20 protein-coding genes are annotated in these 23,735 nt (G+C 63.9%); 4 read left to right on the top strand and 16 right to left on the bottom strand.

Going from position 1 to position 23,735, the window contains the following annotated elements:
• Positions 1–9: 9 nt before the first annotated feature.
• The 3 genes from GO707_RS00410 to coaD form a co-directional block, all read right to left on the bottom strand.
• On the bottom strand, positions 10–972 hold the full coding sequence (locus tag GO707_RS00410) for an electron transfer flavoprotein subunit alpha/FixB family protein (RefSeq protein WP_157011519.1): 963 nt from the start codon (positions 970–972) through the stop codon (positions 10–12).
• A gap of 55 nt (positions 973–1,027) precedes the next feature.
• Positions 1,028–1,795 carry an electron transfer flavoprotein subunit beta/FixA family protein gene (locus GO707_RS00405; RefSeq protein WP_157011517.1) on the bottom strand — a complete coding sequence of 256 codons (768 nt, stop codon included), beginning with the start codon at positions 1,793–1,795 and terminating at the stop codon, positions 1,028–1,030.
• Positions 1,796–2,077: 282 nt separating this feature from the next.
• Entirely contained in the window at positions 2,078–2,572 is a 495-nt protein-coding gene (gene coaD / locus GO707_RS00400) for a pantetheine-phosphate adenylyltransferase (protein WP_022739795.1), read from the bottom strand.
• 369 nt (positions 2,573–2,941) lie between these two features.
• Here coaD and GO707_RS00395 point away from each other — a divergent pair, with 369 nt between their 5' ends.
• The gene (locus GO707_RS00395) at positions 2,942–3,715 is read left to right on the top strand and encodes a phage tail protein (protein ID WP_157011513.1); all 774 of its coding nucleotides are present in this window, start codon (positions 2,942–2,944) and stop codon (positions 3,713–3,715) included.
• A 376-nt stretch (positions 3,716–4,091) separates the two neighbouring features.
• Here the strand turns inward: GO707_RS00395 and GO707_RS00390 are convergent, their stop codons facing one another.
• Together GO707_RS00390 and GO707_RS00385 are read right to left on the bottom strand one after the other, a co-directional pair.
• Complete coding sequence (locus tag GO707_RS00390) at positions 4,092–5,273, bottom strand: acyl-CoA dehydrogenase family protein (protein ID WP_114539146.1); 1,182 nt, start codon at positions 5,271–5,273, stop codon at positions 4,092–4,094.
• 117 nt (positions 5,274–5,390) lie between these two features.
• Positions 5,391–7,472: an oxidoreductase gene (locus GO707_RS00385; protein ID WP_335878653.1), complete on the bottom strand. Its 2,082-nt coding sequence runs from the start codon at positions 7,470–7,472 to the stop codon at positions 5,391–5,393.
• Between the two features lie 412 nt (positions 7,473–7,884).
• Between GO707_RS00385 and GO707_RS00380 the strand changes: the two genes are divergently transcribed.
• Together GO707_RS00380 and GO707_RS00375 are read left to right on the top strand one after the other, a co-directional pair.
• On the top strand, positions 7,885–8,538 hold the full coding sequence (locus tag GO707_RS00380) for a TetR/AcrR family transcriptional regulator C-terminal domain-containing protein (protein ID WP_114539148.1): 654 nt from the start codon (positions 7,885–7,887) through the stop codon (positions 8,536–8,538).
• A gap of 152 nt (positions 8,539–8,690) precedes the next feature.
• Positions 8,691–9,905 carry an acyl-CoA dehydrogenase family protein gene (locus GO707_RS00375; protein WP_022739790.1) on the top strand — a complete coding sequence of 405 codons (1,215 nt, stop codon included), beginning with the start codon at positions 8,691–8,693 and terminating at the stop codon, positions 9,903–9,905.
• 93 nt (positions 9,906–9,998) lie between these two features.
• On the opposite strand, the gene GO707_RS00370 is transcribed toward GO707_RS00375, so the two are convergent.
• The 4 genes from GO707_RS00370 to fixA form a co-directional block, all read right to left on the bottom strand.
• Complete coding sequence (locus GO707_RS00370; RefSeq protein ID WP_161127187.1) at positions 9,999–10,298, bottom strand: ferredoxin family protein; 300 nt, start codon at positions 10,296–10,298, stop codon at positions 9,999–10,001.
• A complete protein-coding gene (locus GO707_RS00365; RefSeq protein WP_161127186.1) occupies positions 10,295–11,596 on the bottom strand; it encodes an FAD-dependent oxidoreductase in 1,302 nt (433 codons plus the stop codon). Before GO707_RS00365 ends, GO707_RS00370 begins: the two co-directional genes overlap by 4 nt.
• Before the next feature lie 92 nt (positions 11,597–11,688).
• On the bottom strand, positions 11,689–12,573 hold the full coding sequence (locus GO707_RS00360; RefSeq protein ID WP_157011509.1) for an electron transfer flavoprotein subunit alpha/FixB family protein: 885 nt from the start codon (positions 12,571–12,573) through the stop codon (positions 11,689–11,691).
• A gap of 50 nt (positions 12,574–12,623) precedes the next feature.
• Complete coding sequence (fixA, locus tag GO707_RS00355) at positions 12,624–13,379, bottom strand: putative electron transfer flavoprotein FixA (RefSeq protein ID WP_161127185.1); 756 nt, start codon at positions 13,377–13,379, stop codon at positions 12,624–12,626.
• Positions 13,380–13,674: 295 nt separating this feature from the next.
• Here fixA and GO707_RS00350 point away from each other — a divergent pair, with 295 nt between their 5' ends.
• Positions 13,675–14,460 carry an enoyl-CoA hydratase/isomerase family protein gene (locus tag GO707_RS00350; RefSeq protein ID WP_157011505.1) on the top strand — a complete coding sequence of 262 codons (786 nt, stop codon included), beginning with the start codon at positions 13,675–13,677 and terminating at the stop codon, positions 14,458–14,460.
• A 271-nt stretch (positions 14,461–14,731) separates the two neighbouring features.
• Here GO707_RS00350 and GO707_RS00345 read toward each other — a convergent pair whose 3' ends face one another.
• From GO707_RS00345 to GO707_RS00315, 7 genes are all read right to left on the bottom strand, one after another.
• Positions 14,732–16,147 carry an MFS transporter gene (locus GO707_RS00345; protein ID WP_157011503.1) on the bottom strand — a complete coding sequence of 472 codons (1,416 nt, stop codon included), beginning with the start codon at positions 16,145–16,147 and terminating at the stop codon, positions 14,732–14,734.
• A gap of 11 nt (positions 16,148–16,158) precedes the next feature.
• Positions 16,159–17,025, bottom strand: a complete 867-nt coding sequence (locus GO707_RS00340) for a MaoC/PaaZ C-terminal domain-containing protein (RefSeq protein WP_157011501.1) — start codon at positions 17,023–17,025, stop codon at positions 16,159–16,161.
• Between the two features lie 31 nt (positions 17,026–17,056).
• Positions 17,057–18,655 carry a crotonobetaine/carnitine-CoA ligase gene (gene caiC / locus GO707_RS00335; RefSeq protein WP_157011499.1) on the bottom strand — a complete coding sequence of 533 codons (1,599 nt, stop codon included), beginning with the start codon at positions 18,653–18,655 and terminating at the stop codon, positions 17,057–17,059.
• A 107-nt stretch (positions 18,656–18,762) separates the two neighbouring features.
• Positions 18,763–19,977 carry an L-carnitine CoA-transferase gene (gene caiB / locus GO707_RS00330; protein ID WP_157011497.1) on the bottom strand — a complete coding sequence of 405 codons (1,215 nt, stop codon included), beginning with the start codon at positions 19,975–19,977 and terminating at the stop codon, positions 18,763–18,765.
• Positions 19,978–20,033: 56 nt separating this feature from the next.
• Positions 20,034–21,182 (bottom strand): crotonobetainyl-CoA dehydrogenase, encoded by a 1,149-nt coding sequence (caiA, locus tag GO707_RS00325; protein ID WP_157011496.1) that lies wholly within the window; start codon positions 21,180–21,182, stop codon positions 20,034–20,036.
• A gap of 69 nt (positions 21,183–21,251) precedes the next feature.
• Positions 21,252–22,235: an acetyl esterase gene (gene aes, locus GO707_RS00320; protein WP_157011494.1), complete on the bottom strand. Its 984-nt coding sequence runs from the start codon at positions 22,233–22,235 to the stop codon at positions 21,252–21,254.
• A 57-nt stretch (positions 22,236–22,292) separates the two neighbouring features.
• Positions 22,293–23,630 carry an MFS transporter gene (locus tag GO707_RS00315; RefSeq protein WP_157011492.1) on the bottom strand — a complete coding sequence of 446 codons (1,338 nt, stop codon included), beginning with the start codon at positions 23,628–23,630 and terminating at the stop codon, positions 22,293–22,295.
• Positions 23,631–23,735 lie beyond the last annotated feature (105 nt).

Genomic DNA, 23,735 nt, shown 5'->3' with positions numbered 1-23,735 from the left:
GCACCTCCCCTATTTGCGCTCGCGGGCGGCGGCCTCCAGCAGCGGCACCGCCTCGAAGAGATCCGCGACGATGCCGTAGTCGGCGCCGGCGAAGATCTCCGCCTCGGGATCCTTGTTGATGGCCACGACGCACTTCGAGGCGCCCATGCCGGCCATGTGCTGGATGGAGCCGGAAATGCCGCAGGCGATGTACAGCGAGGGCGCCACGGTCTTGCCCGTCTGGCCCACCTGGTACTGGATGTCGACCCAGCCCTCGTCCACGGCCGGGCGCGAGGCGCCCACGGCGGCCCCCAGGGCATCGGCCAGAGACTCGATGACCGCGAAGCCCTCAGGCCCCTTGCAGCCGCGGCCGCCGGCCACGACGATGTCCGCCTCGGCCAGATCGACACGCTCGGAGGCGGCACGGGCCACGGACTGCACGATGCGGGCGAGGTCGGCTGCGTCGACCGGGGCCGCGACGACCTCGGCGGTGCGGGAGGCGTCGGCCTCGGGCACCGGAAGCGCCTTCGGACGCACCGTGGCCACCACGGTGGGGGCGGCTGCGGTTGCGCGCTCGATCACCTTGGCGGTGTAGGGCAGGCGCGTGAAGACGACCTCGTCGCCGGCCTCGATATCCATCACGTCCGAGAACAGCGGCGCATCCAGGGCCTCGGCCAGAAGAGGGGCCGCTACGCGAGATTCGGCGCCGTCGGCGAGCAATACCACGGCCGGGGCGCTCTCGGCGGCCAGCCGGGCCAGCGTGCGGGCCACGGCCTCGGGGGCCGGTGCGGCCTCGCTTTCCACAATCACCACGCGGTCGGCACCCCACGAGGCGAGCGCCTTGGCGTGGCCTGCGGCGGACGCGCCCCACACGATGGCGACCACTTGAGCGGCCGCCTGGTCGGCCAGCGCCCGGGCGCCCCCCAGCATCTCGGCATTTACCTGGCGCAGCGCCTCATCGGCGCCGTTGACCCCTACCCACATATCAGCCATGAGAAAACCTTTCTCTCAAATCCTGCGCGAACGTTGGAAGCGAATGAGTGGCGAGCTAGAGAACCTTCGCCTCCTCGGCCAGAAGGCGCACCGTCTCGGCCACGGCCACAGGCGCCTCGCCCGCGACGATGCGGCCGCCGCAGCGGCCCGGCTTCAGCTCCCGGGAGACGACGGTCACCGTTGTCGGTTTGGACGCCGCGGCGAAGTCGGCCACGGGACGCACCTCGGCGCCACGGCGCCGCGCCTGCATGACGTCGCGCACCGAGGGGTAGCGCGGCTCGGCTAGTCCCTGCTGGGCGGCCACGACGGCGGGCAGAGGAAGCCGCGCGGTCTCCACGCCGTCGTCCACCTCGCATTCCGCGACGATAGTGCCGCCTTCCACGGAAAGACCCGTGGCCATGTTCGCCAAAGGGAGCCTCATGATGGCCGCCATGCGCCCCATGACCTGGGCCGCCGCCGTATCTCCCGACTTCCAGCCGCCCATGACGAGGTCGGCGCCCATCGTGGAGGCCGCCTCGGCGAGCAGGGCCGCGGCCTGGGCGGCGTCGCGGGCCGTCCACTGCTCGTCCTCGATGAGCACGGCCGCATCGGCGCCCATGGCCAGCCCGTGGCGCACGGCCGCGAGGCAATCCTGAGAGCCAAGCGTCAGCAAGGTAACGGTGCCACCCAACTCTTCTTTCAGCTGCACAGCGCGCTCCACGGCGAACTCGCTGTAGGGATCGATGACCATGGTCTGGCCCATTAGCTCCACCTCTCCGGCCCCGTCAAGCGCTATGACGGCCTCGGTGTCCACCACCTGCTTCACGCAAACGACGATGTTCATCTCATCCCTTTCACCCGTATACGGTCTCTTAAGGGTAATTTTACGGAAGGTCCTTTACGCGCAACACCACTACTCCCCCGCTTTTGTCCGCACCATACGGACGTATCTTTCTATCTGTCCCAAAATGCACAAAGCCCCGATCGTCCGCAATGGGACAGATCAGGGCTTTCTGGGAGTTATTGGAAGTTCTTATGCCCTTATAAGGGACGTTCTGTCCCTGGGGGCGCGGCTTGCGCCCGCAACCAATGGCCGCCAGAGCGCGGCTCGGCCGAGCGACCGGATCTACTGGGCCGCGTGCAGCTCGGCGTAGCGCTTGACGAGGGCCTCGTTCACGCAGGGCGGCACGAACTGGGACACATCCCCGCCGAGAGAGGCGATCTCGCGCACGATGGAAGACGACAGGTACATGTGCTGCGGCGTCGACATGATGAAAAGCGTCTCCAGCTCCTTGTCCAGCTGATAGTTGAGCGCCGTCATCTGGAACTCGTACTCGAAGTCGGTGATGGCGCGCAATCCCTTCACCACGGCCTGGGCGCCCATGCGACGGGCGAAGTCGACGAGCAGCTCGTCGAAAGGCTCGACGCGCACGTTGGGCAAATCACGCGTGACCTCCTTCACAAGGGCCACTCGCTCCTCGAGGGAGAAGAGCGGCTTTTTCTTTGCGGAGACAGCCACGGCAACGATGACCTCGTCGACAAGCTGGGCGGCACGGCTGATAACGTCGAGATGTCCGGCGGTGATGGGGTCGAAGGTGCCGGGGGTAAGCGCACGTTTCACGGCGGCTCCCTTTCTCTTAACGGCGGCCGCGCAAGGCGGCTCGAACGACTTGGCTCCGACGCGCGTGGACATCGGATGGTAGCGGCTCCGACGCGCGGGCGCGCCAGATGCTCCTTGGAAGTTTACACGATGCGCAGCGCCTCTTCTCCCAGGATTCGAAAAAGGGCCGGCGCACCGCTCGAGAGCCATTGTAGAAAAGACCGCTGTGGCATTATATAGACATATTCGAAAATCTGTCCCATTAATTTGTCTAAAATACGATCAATCTTACCAATACTTGTCTAATAGCATCCCAATTCATCGGATTCATTGATAGAATAGTCCCAGAGAATAGATACCACTTGAATCATTGAAAGAATAGAGGCGGCCATGCAAGTACACGTCATCCATGAAATCGACTGCTCCGTCGAGCGGATCGATCCCGCCGTCGTCGAGGCCTTCCTCGACACCGAGCTCTCCGACGATCCCATGCTCGCCGACTCCATCTGCGCCATGGCCGACGCCATGAGCGCCGAGCTGCATCCGCGCGGGGTCTACAAGCTGTTCAACCCCGCCATCTGCACCCTGCCGCCGAAGTACACCGAACCGGCCATCAAGCTCGTGGGCACGCTCGCGGTGCTCTACGGCAGCGCCGCCTACGAGCGCATGAGCGAGGCGGAGCACACGGCCATGGCGGTCTCCACCATCGGCACCGACGAGGAGATCGCCTGCCTTCGCGAGCGCCTCGTGAAAAGCGACATGGACGCTCTGCTCTTCGACGCCTGCCTGGAAGCCATGGCCTCCTTGGCCGCGGACAAGCTCGCCGAGGCCGTCGCCGACGACGCCCACGAGCGCGGCCTGCACCGCGGCAGCACCTTGGAGACCGGCGTCGAGGACTTCCCCCTCACCATGAACACGACGCTCGCCTTCTTCACCCAGACCGAGAAGCGCCTGGGGCTCACCGCCGCCGAGGACGGCACGCCGTCGGATCGCTGGAGCACCTGGGGCGTCATCGGCCTGTACAACGAGACCCAGAAGAAGCGCCGCGGCTGCGCCTACTGCCACAACGTGCGCACCTGCACCATCCGCAAGATCGGCATGACCTGCCACGGCCGCCGCACCCGCAAGAAGGCAAAGCCCACCCCTTCCGCTGACCAGCAGTAATCGACCTCACGAACCTTAAAGGGCACCGACAGGTGCCCTTTTTCTGCATCTCATTTCACTGGTTCAAAGCACTCGGGATGCTGCTCGCCGCCCTCTGCACGCGCTCCGGAAGGTGCTGATCGACGACCTCTGCGCGCCCCCCGGAGAACGCGATCGTTAAGAATCAGCTTCCACTTCAGCAGCAACGATGCCGGGATGGTACCGACCCATGTGCGTCATCTTCGCTGATTCTTTTATCGCGTTCGGAGGGGGATCAAGCGCGCAGCGGGCGGCGAGCAACACCTTCCGGAGCGCTCCCCCAGGTCGATTCCAAGCACAAGAAAAGGGGGCCCGCTTGCGCAGACCCCTTCCATCAAAGCTGTATCGCGGTCGCGATTTAGATGGTCCAGAGGTAATCCGGATCCTCGGCAGCCTTGGCGTACTCCTTGAGGATGCCACGGCCGGAAATGTGCACCATGATCTCGACGGTACCGCCACCGATCTGGAAGCCGCGGCAGTCGAGCATGAGGCGGGAGACGCGGGTCTCGTCGGTGAAGCCGAGGCCGCCCATGAGCTGCAGGGCGCGGGAGCAGCAGTCGGTGAGCGCCGGGGCGCCGTAGCGCTTCAGCATGGCGGCGTCGTTGTTCACCGGAATGCCGTTGTCCATCTTCCAGCAGGTGCGGTACAGGAAGTTACGAGTGTTGGTGAGCTCGATCTGCATCTCGACGATGTGCTCCTGCACGAGCTGGAAGGTCTTGATGCCCTTGCCGAACTGCTGGCGCTCGTTGGTCCAGGCGCAGGCGTCGTCCATGGCGGCCTGGGCCTCGCCGAGCAGCTCCGCCAGAAGCACGCAGCGCTCCCACTCGAAGTTCTTCATGAGCTGCAGGAAGCCCTTGCCCTCGATGCCGAGCAGCGCCGACTCGTCAACCACGACGTCGTCGAAGATGACCTTGGAGAAGGGCATGATCTGCATGCCGATCTTGTTCAACGGCTCGATGGTCACGCCCTTGGCGTTGGCCGGCACGAGGTACATGGACATCTGCTTGTTCTCGGGAGAGGGATCCTCGTTCTTGCAGACCACGATGAAGCCGTCGGAGTTCTCACCGGAGGTCACCCAGGTCTTGGTACCGTTGATGTGGATCTTGCCGTCCTTCTTGGTGGCCGTCGTCGTCATGTACTGGTTGGCGGAGCCGGCCTCGGGCTCGGAGATGGCCAGGCAGTACGGCGGGTAGCCGTTCTCCTTGTAGTAGTCGACGGCGTACTGGATCTGCTCGGGGGTGCCGAACTCGACCATGTCGAACATGATGAGCAGGTTGGGAGCCATGGGGATGTTGCCGCCGCAGTGGTTCAGCTCTTCGATGATCATGGCCATGGTCTGATGGTCGACAGGCTTTCCACCGTACTCCTCGGGCAGGCCGTACATTCCCCAACCGTCGTCGACCCACGCCTTGGCGATCTCGGGGGCGATGCCGCGGTTCTTATAGCCGGCGGCGATGGCCTCCTCGGTCAGGTGCTTCTTGCCCCACTCGCGGATGCCGCGCTTGATCTCGAGCTGCTGCTGGGAATAGCTGAAATCCATTTCTTCCTCCTTTAAGGAACGTTGCCTTTATTCAAAACGCCTGCGCGTTTGAACCAAATTGAGAGAGCGGGCGCCGCGCCGTTTCAACCCAGCGCCCGTAACCGGGGATAAGCCCGTTTAGATGGCCATGGAGGCCTGGTAGCCGCCCTTGACGGCCTCGAGGGTGCGGTACACCTTGCCGTCGGGGGTGGTAGCGTCGCCGATGAGCTTCGCGTGCGGCCACACCTTCACGATCTCGTCGTACAGGTCGGTGTTCTGCTCCACGCCGAGGGAGGTCAGCACGGTGTCGCACTCGATGAGCTGCTCCTCGCCGGTCTCGACGTTCTTCACCTTGGCGCCCTTCTTGGTCACCTCGATGAGCTCGGTCAAGGGCATCAGGTGCACGCCCTTCTTCTTGAGCAGGTTGATGGTGGGGTTCTTGTCGATGATGCCGATGCCGTTGCCGAGCTTCTTGGCCGGATCGATCACCCAGATCTCGCGGCCGTCGCACATGGCCTCGGCCACTTCCAGGCCGGCGAAGCCGCCGCCCACGACCACCACGCGCTTGCCCACGATGGCGGTCGGGCCGCTCTTCATGTTCAGGCCCATGCGCATGAACCCGACGGTGCCGCCCTGGGCCTTGATGGCCGCCACGGCCGCCTTCCAGATCATGCCCTTGCCCTCGGGGACGATGCCGTTGCACATGGCCTTGATGTCCTCGGACTTCACGACGTTCTTGCCGTCGATGCCGGGCACGTCGATGGGGATGATGCCGCCGCCGGGCGAGACGATGACCTGGTCGGGGTTCAGGGCGCGCAGGGTGTCCACGTCGACCTTGGTGTTCAGCTTGATCTCGATGTTGGGATGAAGCTTCATCTCCTCGTTCCAGTAGGAGACCAAAGGCTCAATGTTGGCATTGAGCACCTGGGCCATGGTCAGCAGGCCGGCGAGCTTGTCGGACTTCTCAAGCACGGTCACCTTGTGCCCGCGCTCGGCCGCCACGCGGGCCGCCTCCAGGCCGCCAGGACCCGCGCCCACGACGGCGATGTGCTGCTTCTCGGTGACGGGCTTGTCCTGGGGCAGGCCCACTTCCACTCCCTCCCACACGTTCGCGTTCACCGAGCACTGGCAGGGCTTGCCGATGAAGATGTTGTCCAGGCAGCGGGAGCACACGATGCAGGGACGCACCTGCTCCGGACGGCCCTCCTCCACCTTGCGGGCGGTGTCGGGATCGGCGATGAACTGGCGCGCCATGCCGACCGCGTCGCCGTAGCCCTCGGTGACGACCTTCTCGCACATATCGAGCGTATTGATGCGGGTGCCGGGGAATACCGGCTTGGAGGTGACGGTCTTCACCTGCTTCGCGAGGTCGATGAACTCGCCCTCGGGCACGATCTGGTTGGCCACGGGACGGGGCGCCTCGTGGAAGCCGGCCTGCACGGACCAGGCGTCAACGCCGTGGGCCTCGATGATCGGGATGAGCTCGAGGGTGTCGGCGATGCGGTTACCGTCGGGCATGAGGTCGTCGGCGGAGATGCGCACGAGAATCGGCATGTCGTCGCCGCAGGTCTTGTGAATCTCGTCGATGATCTCGCAGAGGAAGCGGGCGCGGTTCTCGGCCGATCCGCCGTACTCGTCGGTGCGGTGGTTGGAGTACTTGGAAAGGAAGCGCATCACCATGTAACCGATGCCCGCGTGGATCTCGATAATGTCGATGCCGGCATCCTTGCAGCGGCGGGCGGCCTGGCCGTACTGCTTTACGACCTCGGCGATCTCCTCTTTGGTGTACTCGCGCTCAGGCATGCCCACGAACGGGCCGGAGGGCACGTCCTTGGAAGGAGCGTAGGACAAAAGCGGATCATCGCCAGAGGCACGCCACTCGTAGCACAGCTGCAGCTGGGCGGCCACCTTGGATCCGTGCTTGTGGCACACCTCGGCGATGCGCTGGAAGCCGGGAATGAACTCATCGTCCCAGCATCCGCAGGCGCCGGTGGTCGTGTGGTACTTCGGCTCGGTGCCGAAGCAGTCGCACACATAGCACGACCCGATCTCGATCAGACCGGCATGGCCCTTTGCGCGCTGCTCGTAAAAGTCCACCAAGTCATCGGTCACATGGTAGTTGTCCACCTTCTCGATGGTCATCGGCAGCATCACGAAACGGTTGCGCAGCTCGACATTGCCGATCTTAAACGGCTCCACCAGTTTCTGGTACTTCGCCACGGCTAAACTCCTTTCAATTACTTCCCCACAGGTTTCAAGGGTATTAGGTATGATTTCAAGCTTTTGACCATGTTGCCTTCTCATGATCCTCACATTTGGAAATCTCTACCCAATTTGACTTGCTTTGTCCGCCTTTCAAAGCGCCGACCGAGCTGAAGTCTCCTCGTGACTCTTATTCTACGAAGATTGCTTTGCTTTACGATGGACAGATTTATCTATCTGTGTAGTACTTCATAGGCAAATCTTCATCATCCATAGGCATTTGCCGCATAAGTAGCCGTTTTGATCCCGTTAAATAGGCGCAACTAACCGAGTCATTGGCATTTCCATTGCACATTTCGATTTATCTGTCCCATATTTCTTCGAAAGATCCTATAATGAGCGCAACGGAAGAGAATCGAAGGAGGAACCCATGAACGCGCTTTCCACCATGTTGCTCATCTCCGACGCCTTCGTGGAGCTGTGCGACGAGATGCCCCTGCGCAAGGTGTCCATCAGCGATATCGTCGAGCGCACGGGGAAGAACCGCAAGACCTTCTACTACCACTTCGAGAACAAGGACCGCCTCATCATCTGGATCTTCCGCTACGACATGGGCCAGTGCCTAAAGCAGCACTTCTCCGAGTCGGTGCTCCTCTACGACGATAACCCGGAGGATCCCACCTCGCGATTCCCCTACTATATTACCCAGAAGTCCGGCGTGCGCTCGCTCGACCACGCGGAGTTCTTCCAGTGCTTCGCCGAGGTGCTGGAGGGACGCCGCAACTTCTACCGCCAGGCGCTCGTGGATAACGGCCCCTACTCGCTGCGCAACTACCTGTACGCGCTGTACCTTGAGGCCATGAAGCGGGACATCGACATCATTTTGTCCAACCGCTACCTGCCGAAGGACAACATCGACTTTCTGGCCGAGTTCTACACCTGTGCCTTCCTCTACTACTACATCCGCCGCTGCGACGCCCGCGGCGTCGAGTCCATCGGCGGCCAGGCGGGACCTTTCGCCAACATCATCCACAGCTCCCTTGAAAACGAGATCAAGGAAGCCCAGATGCGGCGCAATTTGTAGAAGTAGGCCCCTTCCATAGCTTTTGCCTATTTTCCATTGGAAATTTTCGGGCGGTTTCTATTGGACGAACCTCAAGACGGGCTGTCAAACTGTTCACCAGGGTATACGCGCCCGCGCGCGACGGCGCGGACACACGATCACGAGGAGGCTTTATGGGCAAGTTGACCGACGAGGAGTTCCGCGATTTCCTGAAGACCTGCCGCGAGCTGGCGGAAGGCCCCTTCGAGGAGATGCAGCGTGAGGTGGAGGTCACCAACAAGTTCCCGCAGGAGTTCATCGACCTGGCCCGCGAGAACAACCTGTACCGCTACGCGCTGCCCGAGGAGTACGGCGGATGGGGCTTCACCGAGAAGGAGATCCTGCAGGTGCAGGAGGAGTTCTCCCGGGGCCCGGGCGGCATGCGCATGCACCTGCACTACGCCGCCGACCTGAACTGGCGCATCCTGGACGACTACGGCTGCGACGAGCTGAAGGCCGCCTACATGGACAAGTTCGCCGACAAGACCATCTTCACCTGCTTCGCGCTCACCGAGCAGACCGGCGGCACCGGCGCCGACGTGCACACCACCGCCGTGAAGGACGCGGATGGGAATTACATTCTGAACGGCGAGAAGTGGCTCATCTCCCACACCGACGTAGCCCAGTTCGCCTACGTCATCGCCGTGACCGACCCCGACAAGGAGGGCGACGAGCGCCTCTCCGCCTTCTTCGTGCCCATGGATGCCGAGGGCTTCGAGCTCGTGGACATGCCGCATATGATGGGCTGCCGCGGCGCGGGGCACGCCGGCTTCAAAATGACCGACGTGAAGCTCGAGCCGAAGTACCTGCTCGGCAAGGAAGGCCAGGGCATGGAAGTGGCCATGCACTCGCTGGCCATCTCCCGCGTGCACATCGCCGACTCGAACCTCGGCATGTGCCAGCGCATGCTGGAGATGTCGCTTGCCCGCGCCCGCGACCGTGTGACCTTCGGCAAGACCATCAACACGCGCCAGGCCATCAAGATGAAACTCGCCGACATGGCCACCGCGACCCATGCCCTGCGCTGCATGATCATCGACTTCGCCGAGGACTACGACCGCGACCCGCACAACCCCTACATCGCCGAGAAGGCGGCCATGTGCAAGCTGTTCTCCATCGAGGCGGTAAAGAAGGTCTCCGACGAGATGCTGGAGATCTTCGGCGGCGACGGCTACTTCGAGGACAGTCCTTACGGCCCCACCGAGCGCCTCTATCGCGACTGCCGGGCTCTCTGGCTGGAGGAGGGCTCCCCCACCATCCAGCGCATCACCATCGCCCGCGAGCTGGAGCGCCACGACGGCGTCGTGGAATACCCCGCCCTCGACTGGATCGCCGGTACCGACCTGTAGGCACCGATCGGCAGCCACCCCCTCACGAGTAAGGCCCTGCGACGCAAATCGCAGGGCCTTTTTATGCACGGCTTTTCCGCAGACAGGTGCAGCCTACCCGAAGCGGTACTCCACGCCCATGGTGGGCTGGGGGTTCTCCCACTTCCTCACGATGGTGCCCTCGCAAGCGATGCGGCAGGTGCCGCACTCCAGGCAGCCGGCGTAGTCGAAGCTCGTCGCGCCGTCCTCGTCGATCTTGTAGAGGGCCGCGGGGCATACCCGCACGAGCTTCTTGAACTCCTCGATGTCCGGATCCTCCACAAGCTCGATGTGGGCGCTCTCCTCGTCCACCTCGTACTTGTTCACGGCGATCAGCTCGTCAACGTTCACGGTAATCGGTGCGATCTGGCTCACAGCGCGCTCACCGCCTTCCTCACCTCGTTGGCGGTCTTGAAAAGCCCGCGCTTCTTGATAATGGGCATGATGCGGCGGCGCAGGGGCTCCTGCGGGCGCCCGTCCACGCTGAACATGGCGTTGAACACCTCCGCCGCCATGGTCGGGTAGTCGTTGAACATCGCGTCCCACTCCTCCATGACGTGGGGCCACTTGCGGAAGGTCTTAAGGTCCTTGATGACGAAGGAGTCCTCCATGCGGCGCGCATATCCGGAAAGCCCCGCCGCGCTCGCATCTCCCGCGTCGATGGCCTCGACGGCCGCCTCGGCGGCCATGCGCCCGCTCGCCACGGCGAAGTCCATGCCGCGCACCTGATAGCCCATGTTCATGCAGAGGCCGGCTGCCTCGCCGGCCAGAAGCGCCCCGTCGAACACGTACTGGGGTACCATGTCGTAGCCGCCCTCGGGCACCATGTGCCCGGAGTGCTCGACCATCTTGGCTCCCCGGATGATGGGCGCCACCGCCGGATGGCCCTTGAAGTCCTCAAGCATCTGGTAGACCGGCGTGTCGTTTCCGCCGCCGGCCGCCGTGGAGATGGTGGCCACGAGTCCCAGCGAGATGGAGTCCCTGTTGGTGTACAAAAAGCCGCCGCCCACCTTGCCGTGGGTGCAGTCGCCGACGAACAGCATCGCGGCGCCCTCGCCCTCGGGCAGAAGGAACCGGTCCTCGATCACGCCCGCGGGCAGCTCGAACACCTCCTTGATGCCGACGGCCATCTGGCAGGGCGCGGGCCGCGCGTTCCCGAGGCAGCGCTCGGACAGAAGCGTGTTTGTGCCCTCGGCCACGATGACGACCTGAGATGTGATCTCGTCCTCGCCGGCGCGGATGCCGACGACTTTGCCGGACTCGTCCTTCAAAAGCTCCTCCACGGCGATGCCGCAGATGTACTCGGCGCCGGCGCCCTCGGCCTTCTCGGCCAACCACTGGTCGAAGGGGCCTCGCAGCACTGAGTAGGAGTCCTTGCCCTCCTCGGCGAGCACGGGGCTCGTGAAGTCGATGGTCATCTCGGAGTCGCTGTTCAGCATGGCGATCCGCTCGTGGGTGATCTTGCGCTCCAGGGGCGCCTCGGACTCGAAGTCCGGGAACACCTCCTTCAGCGAGTGGCTGTAGATGCGCCCGCCGGTCATGTTCTTGGCGCCGGCGTAGTTGCCGCGCTCCACCACGAGCACGCTCTTGCCGGCCGAGGCCGCCACGTAGGCCGCCACCGCGCCCGCGCACCCGCTGCCGACAACAATGATGTCGAAATCTGCGTCAGACACGCTTCTCTCCTTTCAGATTCACGCTCGATCCCAAGGGCGGGAGGCCGGCGACCATGGCCGCGTCGGCGCCTCCCGCCCTCAATCGAGAAGGCCTACAGGGCCGCCGTCAGGGCCGGCAGCACATCTTTGATGTCGCCCACCAGACCGTAGTCGCACTGCTTGAAGACGGGGGCGTTCTTGTCCTTGTTGATGGCGAACACAGCTCCGGAGCGGTTGCAGCCCACCATGTGCTGCATCTGGCCGGAAATACCGCAGGCCACATACACCTTCGGCGTGAGCGTGAGGCCGGAGACGCCCACGTAGGTGCTCTGGGGCATCCAGTCGACGCCCTCGGTCAAGGGACGGGAGCAGGCCAGACCGCCGTCGATCTTGTCGGCCAGCGCGCGGGCCAAGTCGAGCTCGGACTCCTCGGCGAACCCGCGGCCGCAGGCCACGACGGCCTCGGCCTTGAACAGATCGGCGCCGCCCTTCTCGCGCTCGCGGGAGGACACCAGGCGCAGCGAACGGGCCGGCGCGATCCAGGCCACGGTCTCGGCCACGGCGCTGCCCGCAGGCTCGGCGTCGGCGAAGGTGCCAGGGGCCACCGTGTAGAAGGCCACATCTCCCGTGGCCTTGCGCACGCGCTCGCCCACGCCGCCGAAGTAGAGGCTCAGAGCGCCCCCGTCCTCGAAAGCCGTCACATCGGTGATGGCGGCGGCCCCCGCAGCAGCGGCCAAACGTCCCAGCACCGACTTCACATGGCGGGTCGGCTCGGCGAGCACCACAGCGGGCTGCTCTTTCTCGTAGACGGACTGAATGGTGAGGTAGGCATCGTCGGCCACGGCGCCCTCGGGCACCTCAACGATATAGGCGGCATCGGCGACGTTCTCCGGAGCCTCGCCGAAGGCTACGAGCGCCACCTCGTCGGCAAGAGTGCGGGCGCCGGCTGCCAGCTCGCGGGCGGCCTCGGGATGCTCGGCAATAACCAGTGCTTTCATGTTCATGTCTCCTTATCGGGTCGTGGAATTCGAAACGTGGGGAGGGACGCCTACAGGGCCGCCTTGAGCGCCGCGGCAAACGCCTCGATGGCGCCGTCGGCCGAAGCGTCAGCCACATTGCAGGCGCGCTCGGCGGCCTCGGGAGCCGCACAGGAGACGACCTCGACGGCGCTCACGGGAGCTACGGGAGCGCCCTTCACATCCATGGGCTTCTTGCCAGCCGCCAGAATGTCCTTCATGCCGGGGATGCGCGGCGTGGCGACATCGGGCGTCACGGCGATGACGGCCGGCAGCGGAACCTCCACTTCCTCCACCACGTCCTCGAGCGTGCGCTCGACGACCATCGAGTCGCCCTCGGCCTTGATGGCCGTCACCGCGTTCACGGAAGGAACTCCAAGACGGGCGGCCAGCTGCACATCGACCTGCTGGGCGTATTCATCGGCAGAGCCGTCGCCGCACAGGATGAGATCGAAGCCCCCCTCGCCCACGATCGCGGCCAGCTCCTCGGCCGTGCCGGCGGTATCGAGAGCGGCCAGCGCGTCGTCGGCGACCATGACCAGATCGTCGACCCCGCGGGCGAGCACGTTCTTCTTCAGCTTGGAGTCGTCGATGGAGGCCGCCCCCACCGTCACGGCGGTCACCGTGGAGCCGGGGTTGGCAGCAGCCAGCTGGGCCGCCGCCTCAAGCGCGTTCAAGTCGTAGGTCGACACCGTCCCCTTCGCCTTGGAGAAGTCCAGGGTGCCATCGGAGGCCACCTGGATGTCCTGATCGTCGGGAACCACCTTGAATGCCACTGCGATCTTCACTTCTGCACCTTTCTCTTCAAGAACTTCTCTCACGTATCGGTTCGTTTCAAGCGGAGCGCCTCGCTGCAGCCGATAGCGCTCCGTTGGTGCCATAGTGCCGCGGCTCGCTTTGGCCGTCATCGCCAAAACCCCGTGAAAGCATCGTTACTCAAAATGTAGTGATGCCCCTTAAGCTGGGTATTCCCCATATACCGCGCCCCTTGCGATGCCCTCGAAAGCCGCCCCGCCTACCATAGATTTCGATGCGAGGGACGCATCATCTGGCAATCAGTTCTCAAGAATCTAGGAGGAACCAATGGCTGACTACTTTGGCACCGACACCGTCGTATCCGAGCTGCGCGATGACGGCTTGCTCATCATCCGCATCAACCGCCCCGAGGTGGCCAACGCCCTGAACGGGGTGACCTCCGCGGCCATGGAGAACATCATGAACCACGCCGAGACCGACAAGGCGGTGCGCGCCATCGTCGTGACCGGCACTGGCAAGGTGTTCTGCGCCGGCGAGGATCTCTCCGAGCTCTCCGAGGGCGGCGAATGCCAGACGGTCACCGAGCACGGCTTCGGCGGCCTCACTGCGCGCTTGTGCTCCAAGCCGGTCATCTGCGCCTGCAACGGCTCGGCGGCCGGCGGCGGCATGGAGATCGCGCTTTCCTGCGACATGGTGGTAGCCGCCGAGAACGCGAAGTTCGGCTGCACCGAGGTGGGACTCGGCATCATCGCCTCCACCGGCGGCATCGTGCGCCTCGCCCGCGACATCAACCGCAAGGACTGCATGGAGCTTCTGCTCACCGGCAAGAAGATCAAGGCCCCCGAGGCTAAGGCGCTCGGCCTCATCAACTACGTGGTGCCCGCCGAAGAGGTGCTCGACCGCGCCATCGAGCTGGCCGAGGAGTGCCTGAAGAACGCGCCTCTGGCCCTGAAGTGGACGAAGTTCATCGTGCATGCCGCCGACCAGATGTCCGAGGAGGACGCCATGCGCTTCTCCGATGCGGCCTACCGCTTCCTGGAGAAGACTGAGGATGGCATCGAGGGCCCGGCCGCCTTCGTCGAAAAGCGCGCCCCCCACTGGACCGGCCGATAGGCGAACTGCTCCATAGGTATTCAGCACATGAAGAGCCCGCCACCGAGGCGGGCTCTTCTGCCGCTTAGAGGCTGGCGCTCCTTGCTTCCCAGACTACGCATCCCAAGCCCTCTCTCGAATCCGTGCGGCAAGATCGCCATGCACCAAGGGGGTCTCCCCCCCTGCTGCCGAAGCCCCGCATAAGCAGGAAGAGCCCATCACTCAGAGGGGCTCTTCCATTCTCGAAATTTAAGATCTTCTGCCGATAGCTGGAACCCTGAGAACCAACGCTCTATCTATCGTCGATGCCGCTCGTCTCGGCGAGGGACTTGCCCCGGGTCTCGGGCGCCAAGAAGTACGACAGAACGAGCCCGAGCAGCACGAGCCCCGCCGCCACGAGCATCACCGGTCCCACGCCCCAGGCATCTAAGGCGAGAGGCGTCCCGTAGGTGGCCGCGATGGTGCCGATGCGCGAGAAGCCGATGGCGATGCCGACGGCCGTCGCGCGCACCTCGGTGGGAAAGAGCTCGTTGGGGTACAGCCACTGCAGGATGCCCGGGCCGCCACTGAAAAACGCGTAAAGCCCGAATGCGAGAATGATCACCGTCACCGGCGCCGTGGGCCACAGCCCCAGCACGAGCAGACCCGCCGCCATGAGCGCGAAGCTCATGAGCAGCAAGGGGCGCCGCCCCATGGAATTCAGCCAGAACATGGCCGGAATGCTTCCCACCAGGAAGAACAGGCTCACAGCGCTCTCGCCCAGAATGGCCTCATGGCCCTCCCCCAACCCGAAGGCGGTCATGATCTCGGGACCGAAGGTGTAGATGGCGTACATGGGCACCACCTGGCACAGGATGAACACCCCGAGGAAGATCATGCGCTTGAGGTACTCGCCATGCAAAAGCGTCGCCAGCGGCGTCTTGTCCGTCGGCTTTACGGGCGCAAGCTCCACATCGGGGCCGAACACGCGATCCATCACGGCCCGCGCCTCGGCATGGCGCCCCTTGCTCGCCAGCCACAAGGGGGACTCGGGAATATCGTGCCGTCCTACGAGGAGAACCACGCAGGGCACCACGGCGCTGCCGAGCATCCATTTCCAGCCGTCCTCCACGCCGTAGAGCCCGTAGCCCACCACGGCGGCCACGGTGGCGCCCAGATACCACGCCGCCGACACCATTCCCATGGAGATCGACCGATGCTCCTTGGGCGTGAACTCGGCGATGAGCGACGTGGCGATGGGATAGTCGGCGCCGACGAACACGCCGATGAAGAACCGGGCGGCCACGAGCTGCCAGGCCTCGGCAACGAATACGCTCAGAAGCGAGAACAGCCCGATCGCCACCAAATCGATGATGAACATCTTCTTGCGACCGATGGCGTCGGTAAGGTAGCCCCCCGTGATGGTTCCCACGAAGATGCCGACGAGCACCGACGCGCCTATGGCCGCGCTCCAGACATCGGTCAGCCCGAAAGCCGGCACGATCTGGGTGAGCGCCACGCCGATGAGCGACAGCACGTAGCCGTCGAGGAAGGAGCCGCCCGACGAGAAGAACGTGATCTTGCGCAGAAACGGCGTCATGGCCACATCGTCCATGGTCCTTTTCGCCGTTTGACGCACCTTGCGGGCCATATCTCCGCTGATCTCCTTCGCCGCAGCGGTTGCCGGCGGGCTCGCCACCTGAGTCATCGCCTTCACATCGCTCGCCATGGCGCGCCCCCCTATTCCCACTCGGCGAGGCAGAAGTTCAGAAACGGCCGGGCCGCCCCATCGTCCGCGTCCACCACGCGGAAGCGGGCCTCGCCCTCGCCCATCTTCCACACCTGGGTGCAAAGGCGCGTGCCCGGCAGCACCGGAGAAGTGAAGCGGCACTTGAAGCGGCGCAGGCGCTCGGGCTGCCCGGGGATGAGCAGCGCGATGAGGTGGCGCATGGCGATGCCGGCCGTGCAGACACCGTGGTTGATGGGGCGCGCCAGCCCGGTCTGCTCGGTGTAGGCCCAATCGATGTGCTGCTGGTGCCAGTCGCCCATGAGCCGGTAGATGAGGGGCCACTGATAGCCGCACACCTCCTCGTAGGCGAGATCCGGCTCGCGGTCGGGATACTCGACGACGTCCTTCGGGGGCCTCTCGCCGCCAAAGCCGCCGTCGTAGATGCAGCAGTCGTAGGTCTCCACGGTGCACAGATGCACGCCGTCGGCGGAATAGGACTTCCCCACCTGTTTGGAGAGCGACCCGCGGCCCTCCCCGCGATCCCAGATGGCCTCCTGCACGACATAGGTCTCCACATGATCGTTCATCTTAAAGGGCGCATGGAAGTGAGCATCGATGCCGTAGTGCAGCGATCCGCTGTAGTCGAAGCCGTAGTCCAGCGTGGTCGTCACCTCCTCGTTCACCGTCAGCGGCACGCCGAAGATGGGCAGCACCTTGAGCCGCGGGTTCTCGGCATCGTGCTCGTTCACGTACTCCAGATCGGTCTTTCCGTCCCAGTCGGCGCCGCAGCCGAGCGCGCAGATCTCCAAGTCCTTGAAGGTGTAGTCCCGAACGAACGGGCCGAACGTCCTGCCGACGATTTCCGTTGAGATGGCCATGCTGTATCCTCCTCGTTAATGGGCTTCATATCTAATCAAGGGAGCAGAGCAGCTTCTTCTCCACTTTTCCGACGCTCGTATGGGGCAGCTCGTCCACGATCTCCATCAAGGTCGGCACTTTGAAATCGGCTAAGCGGCAAGCGGCGAAGCGCGTGATCTCCTCGACGGTGGCCGCCTGTCCCTGCACCAGCACGACAAAGGCCTTCACCGCCTGGTCGCGCACCGGGTCGTCCACGCCGATGACGGCGCATTCGGCTACGGCCGGGTGCATCAAGAGCGCGTCTTCCACCTCGGTGGCCGACACGTTCTCACCGCCTCGCTTGATCATGTTGCATTTTCGATCGACGAAATAGAACCAGCCTTCCTCATCGCGGTAGCCTTTGTCGCCGCTGAGGTACCAGCCCTCCCCATTCACGGTTCTCGCCGTGGCCTCGGGATCGTCGTAGTAGCCCTTCATGAGACTGATGCCGGGAATACCCCTCACGGCGATCTCCCCTACCGTCCCCGGCGGCACCGCCCGTCCCGTCTCGTCCAGGATCTCCGCCTCGTAGCCAAGGCCCGGCCGCCCCACGCTCGGCCAACGGCGCGGGCCATAGGGCAAGTCGGTGAGCGCCCAGCAGATGGACTCCGTCGCGCCGTAGCAGTTCTGCAAACGCACGGAGAAGCGGCGCTCGAAGGCCTCCTTCTCCTCATCGGTGATGGGTAGGTAGTACTGCACCGACCGGACGCAGTGCTCTCGCTCGGCGGCGTCGCACGGCTGCATCATGAGGGTGCGGGCCATCATCGCCACGAGCTGGATGGCCGTGGCTCCATGCTCGCGCACCTGGCGCCAGAAGTTGCGCGCGCTGTACTTCTCCAGCACGACGAGGCTGGCGCCCGCCGCGAGCACGGGCATGAGGGCCGCCAGCTGGAAGTTCGAGTGGAAGGCGGGCATGGTGGTAAGCATGCGGTCCTCAGGCCCCAAGGCGCACTGCCAATCGCCGTAGTGGCCGGCGAAGAGCATGTTCGCATGGGTGATCTCCACACCCTTGGGGCACGAGGTGGTGCCGGAGGTGAAGATGATCATGGCCGTGTCCTGGCCGTCCAGATCGCACCGCTCGTCCAGCACGTCAGCGCACGCATCTACCCCGGCGTCGAAGTCCACGGCACCGGCGACGAGCCCCTCCCCACCGCTGTGGCAGACGAACACGCGCTCCATAGGATAGACGCGCCTCTTTCCACAGGTGTTGTTCGGGCACGGGGGCATGGCGTCGGCGAAATAGTAGCCCTGGCAATCCGGCTCGCAGATGACGGTGCGGATGGCGCAGCGGTCGAACTGGAAGGCGCACTCGCCGAAGACGAGCTGCATGTTGATGGGCACCGCCACTGCCCCGATCTTCGCCAAGGCGAAGGTGGCCGACACGTACTCTGGCGAGTTGTACAGCTGGATGGCCACGTTGTCGCCTTTTTTCACCCCGGCCAACCGCAGGAAGTTCGCCGTGCGGTTCACCAAGCGGTCGAATTCGCCGTAGGTGAACGAGCAGCGGTGGCCGGCCCGATCCTCGCAGGTCAGAAAAAGATGATCGCCGCGGCTTGCGGACAGCTCGTTCCACAAATCGCGGAGATTCTCATTGCCTACGACGGTCGCCATGGCGTTCGTTCCTTCCCTCGAACTTGTCAGTGGGAGGAAGGCCCGCCCTTCCCCAGCGGGCCTTCCCTGCGCATAGTTGGCGCGATGCGCTCGCGCGGACGGCACGGCTACTCAGCGCACTTCACAATGCCATCAGCCGCGAATCGGGCGATCTGCTCATCGCTGTAGCCGAGCTTGGTCAGCACGTCTACCGTGTCGCCGCCCTGAGCGGGCATGGGGCGCCAAATGCGACCGGGGTTGTTCTGGAACTTCGGGAAGACGCCAAGTCCATGGAAGGTCTCCCCGTCGGCCGTCTCCCAATCGGCCCAGGTGTCGCGCAGGCGCAAATGCTCCTCCTCGACCAAATCCTCCATGTCGTTGATGACCTGGGCGGCAATGCGATGGGCGGCAAAGTCCTCTTCAATCTCGTACTTGGAATGGGCCAGGCAATACTCCTCGAAGGCGCGCTGGATCTCCTCGGCGTGGGGATTCGACAGCCACAGCCCGCTCGTGTCCTCGGGAATCTCCGGCGTGCCCCACAGATGCCCCAAGCCGATGGTCTCGAGGAAATACTTGTTCTGGTCGACGCCATAAAGGCACACGCCCAAAAAGCCGTCCTTGCAGGCGAACTCGCCAATGCCGCAGAGATTCTGGTTGCGCGCACCGGGGCGAGGCCACTTGATGCCCTCGTTCAAGTAGTCCACCAGGTAGTACTGGCCGATAGCCAAAAGCGTCTCGTACATAGCCAAATCGATGGACTCGCCCTTCCCCGACTTCTCAGCCTTATACAGGGCGGCCAGAGCCGAGCTTGCGATCATGAGCGTGTTGAAGTAGTCGCCGGCATAGGGCCCCGGCAGCATCGGCTGCTCCTCGGTACCGTTCTGCATGATGATCCCGGCATAGGCCATAACCGTCAGATCGTAGGCCGCGCGCTTGACCATCTTGGGATCGCCCGTCTGGCCGAAGCCGGACACGTGCACGATGACGAGCTTCGGGTTCACGGCCCACAGCACTTCGTCGGTCAGCCCCTTGCGAGCCCACGTGCCTCCCTTCGACGCCTCCATGAAGATGTCAGCGTCGCGGATCATGTTGAGGAATATCTCGCGACCCTCCTCAGAGAAGTAGTTCAGAGCCACGGAACGCTGGTTGCGGCGCTCGGCCTGCTTGATATAGGCCGTGTCGCGAATGGTGTCGCCAGCGCCGGTGTTCTCGAGCCAGGTGACATCCGCGCCCCAGTCGGCCATGAGGTCGGCGGCCTTGGGACAAGCCAGCTCAACAGCGGCATAGACCACCTTCACGCCATCAAGCGGACCGTAAGAGGGTTTCTCGGTAGGGATAGCCATTGTTTCTCTCCTTAAATCGCGTTTCTCTCAATACCTCGCTGGTTCGCCCAAGGAAGTTAGGCCTTGTAAGCCTTGCAGGCGCCCTTGGAGGTGGCCAAAATCATCATCTCGTCGGTGCCACCAGAGACGCGGTCGACGCGCAGATCGCGCCAGATGCGGTTGATGCGGTGCTCGGAGGCCACGGCGATGCCGCCCATCACCTGCATGGCGTCGTCGGTCACCTCGAAGGAGGCGTTGGCGCAGTAGTACTTGCACATGGCGGCCATGGCCGGGTCGAAGTCGCCGCCGTTGTTGTCGGCCATCCAGGCGGCCTCGTACAGCATGTTACGCATGTTGGTCAGCTTGATGCACATCTCGGTGATCTTCAGCGAGTTCAGCTGGAATCGGCTGATGGGCTTGCCGAAGGCGATGCGGGTGTTGGCGTGCTTCATGGCGTCCTCGAAGGAGCAGATGGCGGTGCCGTAGTCGCAGGCGCCCACGAGCCAACGCTCGAAGTTGAAGTCGGACACGCCGCGCATAAATCCGTTGCCCTCCTTGCCGAAGATGTCGGACTCCTCCAGCTCCACGTTGTCCAGGTACACCTCGCAGCAGCTGTCCATGCGAAGCCCCAGCTTCGGCAGCGGGGAGAGCTTCACGCCCGGCTTGGACATATCGACGAAGAATTCGGTGAACTGCGACTCGTCATCGGCGTTCTTGGCCATGATGACCAGGTACTTCACGCCGGCGGACGAGGTGATGAAGGTCTTGGTGCCGTTCAGGTAGATTTTGCCGTTCTCGCGCTTGTACGTGGTGGCCAGCGCCCCCACATCCGAGCCTGCGCCCGGCTCGGTGCAGGCGGAGTTCCAGATCTGCTCGCCGGAGCCGAGCGTGCTCATGACGGCGTCGATCTGCTCTTGGGTTCCCTCGCGGATAATGGTCTCGAAGCTGGGCAGCTGGTAGAGCACGTAGGTGGGCGCACCGTAGCGGCCGAGCACCTCGTAAACGGCCATCAGCGTCACGCAGGGCTGCTCCAGGCCCAGGCCGCCGTGGGACTCGGGCAGCATGATCTGGTCGAAGCCCAGCTCGCACAGGCCCGCCACCCAGCGCAGGGGGTAGACGTGCTTCTCGTCGCACTCGTGGAAGTAGGTCTCCCAGTTCTCGCTCTCCATGTACTCGCGGTAGCTGTCGACGATAAGCTCCTGCTCGTCGGTGAGTTTGAAGTCCATTCTTCTGTCTCCTTTCAAAGGGTGCTTTGCAAAGGGAACGCGCCCTGCGCGCCCCCGGATTGCCAATAACTAGGCGAGGCCCAAGGTCTCGCGGTAAAAGGTGGCGCCGTGTTCCAGCACGTCGTTGGCCGCATCGAGCATCTTGGTGTAGTGCAAGAAGGCGTGGATAACGCCCTCGAACAGCTCGAAGCGGAAGGGGGTGCCGTACTGCTCGCAGATGGCGGCCAGGGTGGCCGAGTCGTCGCGCAGCGGGTCAAACTCGGCGGCGGCGATGTAGCAAGCAGGCACATCATGGGTCAGGTCGTTCAAAAACAGGTTCGCGTAGGGCTCCGCCGCAAGGGCCGCGGGATCCTCGGCGTACAGGTTCAGGTAGAACTGCCAGTCCTCCTCGGTGAGGCCGTCCCACGGACCGCCCAGGAGCCGCATGGAGGAAGAGTCGGTCAGGCCGAACCACCCGTAGAACAGAAGCAGGCACTTCACGAAGTCGGCGCCGCCCATCTCCTCGCGCAGATACAGCGTGGCGGCCAGGCCCAGGTGCGCGCCGCCGGAGTCGCCGGCAAAGGCCAGGCGGTCGCCGTCGATGCCCCAGGCCTTCCCCGCCTCGTGCAGGTGCGCGGCCACCGCCGCCGCCTCGCGCACGGCGGAGGGGTACTTCGCCTCCGGGGACAGCCGGTAATCCACGGCCACCACCGGCACGCCGGCGCGCTTCGCCAAGATGCGGCAGATGCGGTCGTGGGTGTCCAAGTTGCCGAGGACGAACCCGCCGCCGTGGACGTAGACGATGGCCGGCGCCGTCGCGCCCTCGGCGATTTCGCAGGGGTAGTAGCGCCGCACGCCGATGGCGCCGAAGGAGCCTTCCACCGCATCGTCGACCACACGATCCATCTCAGGGGCTCCCTCGTTCCACCAGGCGCGGCCGGCCACGTAGTTCTCGCGCATCTGAGCGAAGCCGGCGCTTGTGTCGTTGGCGTCCCCGGCCAGCTCGTCCTCCTTCGCGAGGACGGCGGCCATCTGCGGGCTGATGCGGGCGAGCACGTCAATCTTGTTCGGCATAATAGGATCTCCTTGTCCTTTCCCGAATCCTGCGGTCTTTCCGATTTCCTCGCGTCGCTAGATGGTGGCCTCGCCGCCGGCGATCTCGGTCGCCTCGGCCTCCTCGGTCTTATCGACGGACTCGGCGCCGAAGTGCTTCTTGATGGTGCGGAGCAACATGACGAGGCAGATGCAGCCGATGACGCCGAACATGATCTCGAAACCGAAGATGCTCGTGTAGGCATCGATGCCCTGGGCGTCGATGAGGCCGCCGTACCAGGTGTGGATGAACACGTCGGGCATGAAGCCGACCACGGACAGCACGCCGGCGGCCGTGCCGAAGATGCGCATGGGGATCTTGATCTCCGAGAGCGGAGAGCTTCCGATGGAGAAGGCGCCGTAGGTGGTGAACCCGAACACGACGACCAGGATGGCGGCGACCATGGCCGCGCCCGGATCATGCGGGAAGACGATGAAGCCGAGCAGCACCGCGATGGACAGGATGAAGGCGCCCAGGATGACCTTGGAGGGGCTCTTCAGCTTCGTGGCCAGCCAACCGACCACAGGGCCGGCGATGAGGCCGATGCCGTAGGTGCGGATGAGGCCCACGACGTTCACGAGATTGCCGTCGGCGTTGAAGCACTGGGTGAGGTAGGGCGTGGTATAGGTAGCGCCCTGGTACACGGCGTAGACGCAGAAGTAGGCGACGCAGGCCCAGATGACGCCGGGGTGCTTGATGGCCTCGACGGCCTCCTTCAGGCTGAACAGCTTGGCGTTCTTGTCGATCTCGCCCTTGAAGTCGGGGATGAGGAAGATGGAGGCCACACCGAGCACGGCGATGACCACGGCCAGGAAGATGAGCATGACCTGCACGCCCTGGGCGACATTGGCGATGGCGGCGATGATGCCGGCGTTGATGAGGCCGATGACCAGTCCGGTCACGCCGTAGATGGAGTAGCTGATGCCGATCTTCGAGGCGTACTCGTCCTCCTCGCAGCACAGGCGGATCACCTTGAAGCGGGTGCCCCACCACACGAGGATGGAGGTGATGCCCATGGCTACGAACAGCACGAGGCAGATCTCCACCGACGGCAGCATGGCGTAGATGCCCACGAGCACCGCCGTGGCGAGGAAGCCCACGGTGGCCAGCGTGCGCATGCGGAACTTGTCGGCCACGATACCGGAGGGCAGATAGCAGATCATGGCCGCGATGCCGTAGGCCGACACCATAAGCCCCAGATCGGCGTTCGTGCAGCCGAGCGCCTGCATCAGCGGATCGTAGAACACATTCTTAAGGTACATGGGCGCGTAGATGATGGACGAGCCCATGGAGATGAGCACGACGAGTGCCCACTTGTGAAGCGACGTGAGATCCTTGTACGTCACTTCCCCTTTGCCCTTTGCAAGCAACGACATGGCAAAGCTTCCTTTCTCTCCGATTCGGCCCGGCCTTCCCGCCGGACCGCTTGCCCTGCGCGAGACAATTCCGCGCAATCGATCGATCTGGAATGCATTCTGCCG

The organism is Adlercreutzia rubneri (assembly GCF_009755265.1).
Lineage (GTDB): Bacteria > Actinomycetota > Coriobacteriia > Coriobacteriales > Eggerthellaceae > Adlercreutzia > Adlercreutzia rubneri.
Note: the sequence above shows the minus strand (reverse complement) of the source record. Positions and strands in the feature narration are given on the sequence as shown.

Coding starts and splice junctions, on each gene's coding strand:
- GO707_RS00410 (WP_157011519.1), bottom strand. CDS start 972: ATGGCTGATATGTGGGTAGGGGTCAACGGCGCCGATGAGGCGCTGCGC.
- GO707_RS00405 (WP_157011517.1), bottom strand. CDS start 1,795: ATGAACATCGTCGTTTGCGTGAAGCAGGTGGTGGACACCGAGGCCGTC.
- GO707_RS00395 (WP_157011513.1), top strand. CDS start 2,942: ATGCAAGTACACGTCATCCATGAAATCGACTGCTCCGTCGAGCGGATC.
- GO707_RS00390 (WP_114539146.1), bottom strand. CDS start 5,273: ATGGATTTCAGCTATTCCCAGCAGCAGCTCGAGATCAAGCGCGGCATC.
- GO707_RS00380 (WP_114539148.1), top strand. CDS start 7,885: ATGAACGCGCTTTCCACCATGTTGCTCATCTCCGACGCCTTCGTGGAG.
- GO707_RS00375 (WP_022739790.1), top strand. CDS start 8,691: ATGGGCAAGTTGACCGACGAGGAGTTCCGCGATTTCCTGAAGACCTGC.
- GO707_RS00360 (WP_157011509.1), bottom strand. CDS start 12,573: ATGAAAGCACTGGTTATTGCCGAGCATCCCGAGGCCGCCCGCGAGCTG.
- GO707_RS00350 (WP_157011505.1), top strand. CDS start 13,675: ATGGCTGACTACTTTGGCACCGACACCGTCGTATCCGAGCTGCGCGAT.
- GO707_RS00345 (WP_157011503.1), bottom strand. CDS start 16,147: ATGGCGAGCGATGTGAAGGCGATGACTCAGGTGGCGAGCCCGCCGGCA.
- GO707_RS00340 (WP_157011501.1), bottom strand. CDS start 17,025: ATGGCCATCTCAACGGAAATCGTCGGCAGGACGTTCGGCCCGTTCGTT.
- caiC (WP_157011499.1), bottom strand. CDS start 18,655: ATGGCGACCGTCGTAGGCAATGAGAATCTCCGCGATTTGTGGAACGAG.
- caiB (WP_157011497.1), bottom strand. CDS start 19,977: ATGGCTATCCCTACCGAGAAACCCTCTTACGGTCCGCTTGATGGCGTG.
- caiA (WP_157011496.1), bottom strand. CDS start 21,182: ATGGACTTCAAACTCACCGACGAGCAGGAGCTTATCGTCGACAGCTAC.
- aes (WP_157011494.1), bottom strand. CDS start 22,235: ATGCCGAACAAGATTGACGTGCTCGCCCGCATCAGCCCGCAGATGGCC.
- GO707_RS00315 (WP_157011492.1), bottom strand. CDS start 23,630: ATGTCGTTGCTTGCAAAGGGCAAAGGGGAAGTGACGTACAAGGATCTC.